Here is an 8,540-nt window from a genome sequence, read left to right as displayed (position 1 = left end):
GGCGATCTCCCTAACGACGCAATTCTGCAGCAAACTGCGCAGCCTTCAACTGCAACTGCGCAGGCCCGCCCCAGAACGCACCATGGCGCACGATCACCCGCTCATGGATCGCCGCGGCGACCGCCGCCGCTGCATTCGGCGCCTTGAACAGCACGAAGCTGGCCTCATGGCCCACCTTCAACCCGTAATCCTGCTTGCCCATCACCCCGGCACTGGCCACGGTCGCCATCTCCAGCGCTACTCGCAGTTCTTCGTCGGTATTGAAGCCCGAACGGTAACTGACCAGCATCGCCCGTTGCAGCATGTCGCCGTTGCCATACGGCCACCAGGCATCCTGGATGTTGTCGTTGCCGGTGAACACCCGCACGCCACCGGCGCGCAGGCGCAGCACAGGCGGGAAGGCATGTTCGCCGGGGGCGTTGGTCATGATCGATACGCCGGCATGGGCCAGCACTTCGGCGGTGCGGTCGACCACCGCGTCGCTGACGTCACCCAGGCCGTAGGCGTGGCTGACTGCCACCAGGCCCTGCATGCCCAGCGCCTGGCTGCGGGCGGCGATGCGTTCGAGCTGGGCGATGCAGATGTCGCCTGGCTCGTGCAGGTGGATGTCGACCTTCACGCCATGGCGTTCGGCAATGCCGAACACGATATCGAGCTGCGCGTCGGCGTCGCCGTCCAACGTGGTCGGGTCGATGCCACCGACCACCTGCACGCCTTCACGCACGGCGGCTTCCATCACCTCGGCAGTGCCAGGGCAGGTCACCACGCCGGCTTGGGGGAAGGCCACCAGTTCGATGTCGATCAGGTCCTTCCACGTGTCGCGAGCTTCGAGGATAGCGCGCAGGTTGGTCAGGCCGGTGGTGGCGTCGACGTCCACGTGGCAGCGCATGGCCAGGGTGCCGAACGAGGCGGCCTGGCGGATCAGCGCGTCGGCGCGCTCGACGATCGGCGGGGCGCTGGCGAGCTCGCGCTTCTCCACGGCCAGGCGCTCGCGCAGGCTGGCGACCGGCTGATGCGGTCGCCAGCGGTCGCCGACGAAGCTCTTGTCCAGGTGGATGTGCCCGTCAACGAAGCCAGGCAGCACCAGCAGGCCTTCGAGGTCGACAGTTTCAGCGGCGGCGACGCTGGCGCGTTGCGGGCCGATGTGGCTGATGCGGCCGTTGTGCACGGCGATGTTCAGGGGCTGGCCATCGGCGTCGATGGCATTGATGAACTCACGGTCGTTCATGATGGGGGCCTTTTTTTCCGAGGCTTAAGTAGCGTCATACGGTAGGGAGGAACCCGCGCCCTCACAAATTAATTATCAGGATCGACCACAGTGCATTTCTTGATGCAGGCAGGGCAGCGGGCCTGCATTAAAAAGCCCACTGATGTCGATTCCGATAATTAACTTTCAAAGCCTCCGCACTCGGCCCAGGATGGCCAGCGTGGCCCGCCCGGCCGCCTGCTACGGCGCTTTCGGGGCGGGTCAACACCCACAATAAAAACAAATGCCGTGTCGGAGTCTTCCCAATGACCCATGATTCCAAGCTGCTGCGTGCCGCCTTGATTTTCATTGCCTGTACTTCATTCATCGTCTGTGGTGTGCAACCCATTTTCATGGGGTTGGTCACCGAGCAACTGAGCCTGTCGCTCGACCAGCAGGGCTGGGTGGTGTCGGTCGAAATGATCGGCATGACCCTGGGCACCTTGCTGTGCCCGATCCTGATGCGGCGCCACGGTGGTCGCAGCTTGTGCCTGATCGTCGGCGCGTTGTGCGTGGCCCTGAGCGTCGCCACGGCCTTCACCAGCAGCAACCCGATGTTGCTGCTGGTGCGTCTGGCGGCTGGCACCTGTGCAGGGCTGGTGTATGCCTACGCGGTATCGACGCTGGGCCGTTTGCCCAACCAGGACCGTTCGTTCGGGCTGATGCTGTTGCTGCAGACGCCGGAGTACTCGCTGTTCTCCGCCGCGCTGCCATTGCTTGCCGCTCAGAGCGGGACAGTGACCGCGTTGTGCGCATTCGGCCTGTGGTACCTGCTGATCTGCGGCGCCAGCCTGGTGTTGCCGCGTCGCCCGGCAGTCGCGCTGGCAAGCGGCGAAGGCTCGCCCGCCCAGGGTGGCTCGGCGCGCACGGGGCGCACGGCGCTGCTGGGCATGCTGTTCATGCAGATCGCCATCTACTGCGTGTGGGGCTTCATCGACCAGCTGGCGCGTGATCAAGGTATCGACGGTGTCGACATTGGCTGGGCGTTCGGCCTGTCGGCCATCGGTGGCTTGCCGGGGGCGGGGCTACCAAGCTTGCTGGGAGCACGGGTCAACCGCCAGCTGATGATCGCGGTGGGGCTGGTGGCGGTGTTCATTTCGATTGCCATGCTCACTGGCCACACTCGCACGCCGATGCAGTTGTTCGTCGCGCTGTTGCTGATCAACTTTGGTTGGGTGCTGTCGCTGTCGTACTACATGGCGCTGATCACCACCAACGACCCGACCGGCAAGCTCACGCCGCTGGTCAGTATCACCTTGATGGGCGCGGCGGCGGTGACCCCGGCATTGATCGCCCTGCTGGTGGAGGGTTCCAACCAGCAGCTGATCTTCCTGTTGGGCACAGGGGCGCTGGTGATCGCCTTTGCCGTGACCTGCCTGGGAGCAGGGGCCAAGGTACTGCGCAGCAAAGCGGCTGTCTGATCGATCACTCGCCGGTAATGGTCATTCTCCTCAAGCGCTGTGCTTGAGCTGACGGTCACAGCAAAACGCCCCGTGTTGACGGGGCGTTTTCATGGCTACTGCAACGTAGGCGGTTTGGCTGCTTCAGGCAGGGCTGCCACCACGGCTTCTATTCGCGCGATTTCCTTTCCCAGCCGTTCAGCTTCTTCGAGCTCACCCTGGGCCTTCAGGTGATCGCGTTCGCGACGCAAGTTGAGCAAGTTCTTCTGCAAGGCGAGGCCAGATTTATTGTATTGATCCATGTTTCTCTCGTGCCGATGGCGTCCATGCCGTTGTAGGAAAAATGGACCGTAGCAGCCCTAAAAACCGACGGAAACTGAGGTTTCATACAGGAAACTGCCGTTGTCGCGAATTTACCTACATGGTCGTGAGGAAGCGTCCTACAAATTGGCGGACGCGTTGTTTCAATTCATGTACATCGAATGAGCGCCACAGGCCCGTATTCATTGAGCGCCTTGGTGAAATGCCGATCCGACGAGAAGGGGCGGCGCAGCCAAGGCCTTATCGCCAGGGCTGCAACGTTATGTAGCAATTGTCAGCCCGTCACCCTCACGCCGGGCCGCCGACTGCCGCCCAAGCGCCTTGGTTTCTCGATTTCGCCTGTGAGGCATCCGACCTCAAGCGGTAAGTACCGCAGGGTGATCTGGCCGCTGCGCTGTGATGTGCGCTTTGCACAAGGCAGAGGCCAAACATGGTTAGCGCACCCATCCCGCAACACTCCATCGATGCATTCATCGCCAGCCGCCTGCCAGACTGGCTGAGCCAGGCGCCCGTCTCACGTTTGCACGAGCTGAGTCACTGCCTGCAATTGCAGCAGGATATCCAGCACCAGTTGCAGGCGTTGTTTCGTGGTGTCACACCGCTGGACAGTTTTGCCGAAGCGTTGCTGGCACCTGCACTGGCTGAGCGCCTGAAACGGTCGGTGAATGTCCGCCAGGCCATGTTCGACCTGTACTGGTTACAACGCTTTCCCGTAGCCCGCGCGGAAGTACCCATCGCAGTCCGTACCCACCATTTTCGCAACAGCTTGTTGGCTGCGGCGCTGCACAACTTCAGCCATGTCGAAACCTTGCCACTGGGGTTGGCCGAGGGCACGCGCTTGCTGGATGAGCAGGGGCAGCCACTGGCGCTCACAGCCCAAGCGTTTGCAGCGCTCTGCCGCACGCTGGACCTGGGCGGGCAGTACCAGGCGTACCTCAAGCGCTACATGACCCCTCCAGGCGAGGCTGGCGAGGCCATCGCAGAACTGCTTGAGCGCGGCCAGCGCTACACGCTGGAATGCGCCGTGCGTTTGGCCGCAATGCGTGGTGAGATCGACGAGCAGGTGTTCTTGCGCTGCCTGGCAGCCATCAGGGCTGACAAGGGAACCGTCGATGGCGTGCAGCCCATGGGGCTGCGCCTGTTAGGTAAGCGCGTCAATGGGGTGGTGGTCTTCGAGGTGAGTGGCAAAGGCCAAGAGCCGCCGGTGCGCTCAGGTGTACTGTGCTGGATTCCCGACGACCCGCAGGGAGCAGTGAGTTGGCACATTTCCTGGGATGCGCTGTTCGACGTGTTGGGCAAGCGCATGCGTTTGCCGGGTTATCCCGCGTTCTTTCAGCGCTTTATCGGCGAACGTGACCGTGCGGCATTTTCCAGCGCGCTTGCCCGTGCCCTGTCAGCGGCAGAAGCGCAGTTGGCGGTGGTACTGGATGGCCGGCGGCAGGCGATCGACGAGTCATTGTACCTTCATTTGCGCAAACGACTGCTGGATGTGCTGTTCGACGATGCTCAGGTACTCGGCATGCCGACTGCGGCCGTTGATGAGGCCGAGCGTATCGGGCGCTTGCAGTTCTACCTCGGTGCAGGTCTCGACCTGCTGGGGCTTGCGAGTTTCTACGTGCCCGGTTTGGGCGGTGTCCTCCTGGCCATTGCTGCCTTGCAGTGTGTGGATGATCTGTACGAGGGTTATGGTGACTGGGCACTGGGTGATCGCCAGGGCGCCCTGGAACACGTGTTCAGCGTGGCGGCCAACGTCACGCAAACGGCCCTGACGGTGGGGGCCGGCGCACTGGGTGCGCGGCTGTTGCAGCGTTCGACATTCGTCGATGGCCTGGCGCCCGTGGTCACAGCCGGAGGGCAGCGCAAGTTGATTGATCCCAGGCTCGGTGCTTACGCATTGGCGGAAAGCGAAACGGCCATCGGTCAACACGCGACGTTTGACGGCCAGCCGCGCCTTAGGACTCATCAGGCGGCTTATCAGGTGGAGGGTGATCCGGCCGATGAAACACTGCAGGTGCGTCACCCGCAGCGTGACGTTGCCTACTCGCCAGTACTGCGGCGCGTGCAGGCCGGGAACTGGCGGCATGAGTTCGAGCTGCCACAGACCTGGCAGGGCAGCGCACTGGTGCAGCGCCTGAGTAGCACATTGGCCCAGGTCGATGGGCAAACCGCGCATGAAGTGATGCTGGCCACGGGCTTCAGTGCGGACCAACTGCGGCTGTTGCACGTGAACGAGGCGAGTGCCCCGGCACGCCTGCTCGATGCCGTGCAACGTCATCAATTGCATGAACGCTACCCGCGCCTTCGCGGGGACGCGTTCGAACAACACCTCGCCGAACGGCAAGTGCACCCAACGCCCGCGCAACAGTTGCTGCGCCGTGATTTTCCGGGCCTGACGGTCCGCAGTGCGCAGCAGATCGTCGACCAGGCTGACGAGCTGCTGGTCGAGCGGATGCTTGAGCGGCAGCAAGTACCTTTGCAGCTGGCCGAGCAGGCCTGGTGGTCGATCCGTGAAAGCCGACTGGACCGTGCCTGCGCCGGGTTAGGGCAGGCCGCGGCGATCAATACCGATACCGAGCGTTTGGCTTTGGGGCTGCTTGGGCAATGGTTGCAATGGCCAGAATCGACCCGACTGGAGCTGCGCGCGCAGGACGCCGTTGCGCCGTTGGCGGAACTGGGCGCTCAGGCCGCCAGCGAGGTTCGCGTGATCGTCAAGGGTGAGCTCGGCTATGAGGCTCGGGATGGCTCGGGCAAGGCGCTGACAAACGCTGTGCCGAACGACAGCCTGATGCAGGCCTTGTGGTTGCAGCTTGACGAGCCGCAACGGCAAGCCCTCGGCGCTGCCGGCCAGGACGCAGGGTCACTGGCGCGAGCGCTGGCTCAGCGTGCTTGCGACCAGCGCGGGCAACTGCCGGCACTGCTCGGCATGGCGCCGCCTGGCGGCCGCTTGCACCCGCCCATGCGCCTGCCGGACGGCCGCCTGGGTTACCCGCTGAGCGGGCGTGGGGAAAGTAGCCAGGCCGCGCTGCGCCGCGCCCTGATGCGCCTGTTCCCGAGCTTCAGCGACGGCCAGGTCGCGGAATTTCTGGCGTCGTCACATCGCGAAGGGCTGACGCCTTGGAACCGCTTATTTCAACTGCAGGAAGAGTTTCGCCAGCTGGAGAATGCCCTGCGCAGCTGGCGGCGTGGATCGGTCGGTAGCGTACAGGCCTTGCGCCGCAGCTGGGTAGCACGACGCATTCGCCAGGCGTGGCAACGTCAAGGCCGGGATTCGCGCGGCGGTTACCGGTTACGTATCCATGGCTGGCGGATTGGATCGCTGCCGAGCCTGCCCGAGCAGGTCGACTTCAGTCACATTACCCATTTGAGCCTGACCCACTTGGACCTGCTCAGTGTCGAGGCCAGCTTTCTGCAGCATTTCAGTCAGGTGCAGAGGCTCGACCTGCAGGGCAATCTGTTGTCCGCACTGCCCGATGGCATTGAGCATCTGGTGGAACTCAGGGAGCTGCAGCTGGCGCGTAACCACATGCTGCTGACAGCCGCCGATGCCAGGCGTATCAATGCGTTGCGGCGTTTGCAAACGCTTGTCCTGAGCGGCAACCTGATCGGCCGCGCGCCCGAGGTCAGTGCGCTGTCGCAATTGCGCAGTGTGCACTTGCGTGGCACCGGCCTGCGCGAAGTCCCCCTGGGCTTGCTGGAGTCCTCCTCCCTAACCTTGATCGACCTGCGCGAAAACCAGATCGGCGAGGTGTCGGATGCGGTGCTCGAATTGATGCGTCATCACCCGCAGCGTGTTTACCTGCATGACAACCCGTTGTCGAACCGCGCGGTCGGGCGTATTCGTGCGTTGCTCGAAAGCGGCCTCGATGAGCCGCTGCCCCTGCGCGAACATGTGCAGGTGCTGGAGGACGAACGCCAACGCTGGCTGAACGAGCTCGCCATGGCGGACCGCCCGCGACGAATAGCGCAGTGGGACCGCCTGGAGGCCGAGGAGGGCGCGCAGGACCTGTTCCGTTTCTTCGCTGACCTTTCCCGCTCGCGGGATTTCGCGCGACAACCCGCAGAAATGAGCCGCAGGGTCTGGAGCATCATCGAGGCCTGCGAACTGAACAGTGAAGTGCGCGAGGCCGTGTTTCTGCAAGCGGCAGGGCCGCGCAGCTGCGCCGACCAGATGCTGTTGATCCTCAGTGCCCTGGAGGTCAGGACGTTGGCGGCGCAGCGCACTGCAGGGCTTGAGGGAGTCTATGCCATGCGCCCGTTGCTGCGCCTGGGCCGCGAGCTGTTCCGCTTGGACCAGGTTGACCGGATTGCCTCAGAGCATATCCAGCAGATGCGCGCGAGCAATCCTCATCTGGAGGTCGACGATGTCGAAGTGCACTTGGCCTACCGGGTGGGCCTGGCCAACAACCTGGCATTGCCAGGCCAGCCCACTCGCATGAACTACCCAGGCGCCAGCGGCGTCCAGAGCTATGATCTGGAGCGTGCCGAGCGCGAGGTCTGGGCTGCGCAAACCCGTGATGCCCTCAGTCGTTCTCTGGCCGAACGCGACTTTTGGCAAAACTACCTGCGCACCCTGCATGACGACTGGTTCGAGAACACAAACGAACCGTTCCACGAGCGGTTGGATGCTTTGTACGAGCAGCGCCATCAGATGAGTGACCAAGACTACCGCGAGGCTGTTGACGCTGTGTAGAATGAGCGGCTGTTGGCGGAACGGGCCCTGGTGTTGCAGTTGACCCGTCAAGCCTATGATCGGCATCCGAGCTGAAGCGCCGTTGGGTCTACTTGAAGAACTGGCTCGGGGTGATACCGAACTGGCGCTTGAACATGCTGGCAAAGGCGCTGGGGCTGTCGTAGCCCAGCGTTCCGGCCACATCGACAATGCGTTCGCCCAGGGCGATGCGCTCTAGCGCCTGCATCAAGCGCGCCTGCTGGCGCCACTGGCCAAAGGTCATACCGGTTTCCTTGCGGAACAGGCGCTGGATGGTCTTCTCATCGATGCCCAGGTGCACGCCCCAGTCGGCCACGGTCGAGGTGTCATGGGGGCGTGCCTGCAGGCTCGAGCAGATAGCCTGCAGGCGTTTGTCGCTGGGCTGCAACAGCTTCAGCGGCAAGGTCGGCAGCACACAGATCTCGTCGAGGATCAGGCGCATGATGCGTGCCGCTCGCGAGTCTTCGACAAACGGCCCGGCGAAGTCGACCGAGGCCTTGATCAGTTCGCTGAGCAGCGGCGAGATGCTGATCGCCTTGCTCTGTTGCGGTAGATTCGCCGTCGCATCGGTGCGTACGAACACGCTGCGCATCTTCACGTCACCGACGCAGCGAATGGCGTGCACCTGGCCGCAGGGCATCCAGATGCCGCGGCTGGGTGGTACAGTCCAGCGCTCGGCCTTGGACTCCACCAACATCAATCCCTTGATGGCGTAGATCAGCTGGTGCTTGGTGTGCGAGTGAGGGGCGATGTACCAGTCTGGCGGGTAGTCGGTTGCCCGGCTGCCCACCTCCCAGGTCCACTCATCGACCTCCAACAACAATTCGTGCTGGGGTTTGACCATGATGCGCTCGTGCAGTCCGAC

General features: G+C 63.3%; 5 protein-coding genes. 2 read left to right on the top strand and 3 right to left on the bottom strand.

Going from position 1 to position 8,540, the window contains the following annotated elements; all coding sequences use genetic code 11:
- Positions 1-10: 10 nt before the first annotated feature.
- Complete coding sequence (locus APH28_RS16430) at positions 11-1,228, bottom strand: amidohydrolase family protein (protein WP_060511075.1); 1,218 nt, start codon at positions 1,226-1,228, stop codon at positions 11-13.
- Between the two features lie 284 nt (positions 1,229-1,512).
- Between APH28_RS16430 and APH28_RS16425 the strand changes: the two genes are divergently transcribed.
- Complete coding sequence (locus APH28_RS16425; RefSeq protein ID WP_060511074.1) at positions 1,513-2,667, top strand: MFS transporter; 1,155 nt, start codon at positions 1,513-1,515, stop codon at positions 2,665-2,667.
- 95 nt (positions 2,668-2,762) lie between these two features.
- Here the strand turns inward: APH28_RS16425 and APH28_RS16420 are convergent, their stop codons facing one another.
- Complete coding sequence (locus APH28_RS16420) at positions 2,763-2,948, bottom strand: hypothetical protein (RefSeq protein ID WP_060511072.1); 186 nt, start codon at positions 2,946-2,948, stop codon at positions 2,763-2,765.
- A gap of 449 nt (positions 2,949-3,397) precedes the next feature.
- Between APH28_RS16420 and APH28_RS16415 the strand changes: the two genes are divergently transcribed.
- Complete coding sequence (locus tag APH28_RS16415) at positions 3,398-7,657, top strand: NEL-type E3 ubiquitin ligase domain-containing protein (RefSeq protein WP_060511070.1); 4,260 nt, start codon at positions 3,398-3,400, stop codon at positions 7,655-7,657.
- 88 nt (positions 7,658-7,745) lie between these two features.
- On the opposite strand, the gene APH28_RS16410 is transcribed toward APH28_RS16415, so the two are convergent.
- The gene (locus APH28_RS16410; RefSeq protein ID WP_060511068.1) at positions 7,746-8,519 is read right to left on the bottom strand and encodes a helix-turn-helix domain-containing protein; all 774 of its coding nucleotides are present in this window, start codon (positions 8,517-8,519) and stop codon (positions 7,746-7,748) included.
- Positions 8,520-8,540: the final 21 nt, after the last annotated feature.

It is taken from the genome of Pseudomonas sp. NBRC 111124, from assembly GCF_001320245.1.
Lineage (GTDB): Bacteria > Pseudomonadota > Gammaproteobacteria > Pseudomonadales > Pseudomonadaceae > Aquipseudomonas.
Note: the sequence above shows the minus strand (reverse complement) of the source record. Positions and strands in the feature narration are given on the sequence as shown.

Excerpts from the sequence above, each read along its gene's own strand:
- APH28_RS16425 (WP_060511074.1), top strand. The coding sequence starts at position 1,513 with ATGACCCATGATTCCAAGCTGCTGCGTGCCGCCTTGATTTTCATTGCC.
- APH28_RS16410 (WP_060511068.1), bottom strand. The coding sequence starts at position 8,519 with ATGGTCAAACCCCAGCACGAATTGTTGTTGGAGGTCGATGAGTGGACC.
- APH28_RS16420 (WP_060511072.1), bottom strand. The coding sequence starts at position 2,948 with ATGGATCAATACAATAAATCTGGCCTCGCCTTGCAGAAGAACTTGCTC.
- APH28_RS16430 (WP_060511075.1), bottom strand. The coding sequence starts at position 1,228 with ATGAACGACCGTGAGTTCATCAATGCCATCGACGCCGATGGCCAGCCC.
- APH28_RS16415 (WP_060511070.1), top strand. The coding sequence starts at position 3,398 with ATGGTTAGCGCACCCATCCCGCAACACTCCATCGATGCATTCATCGCC.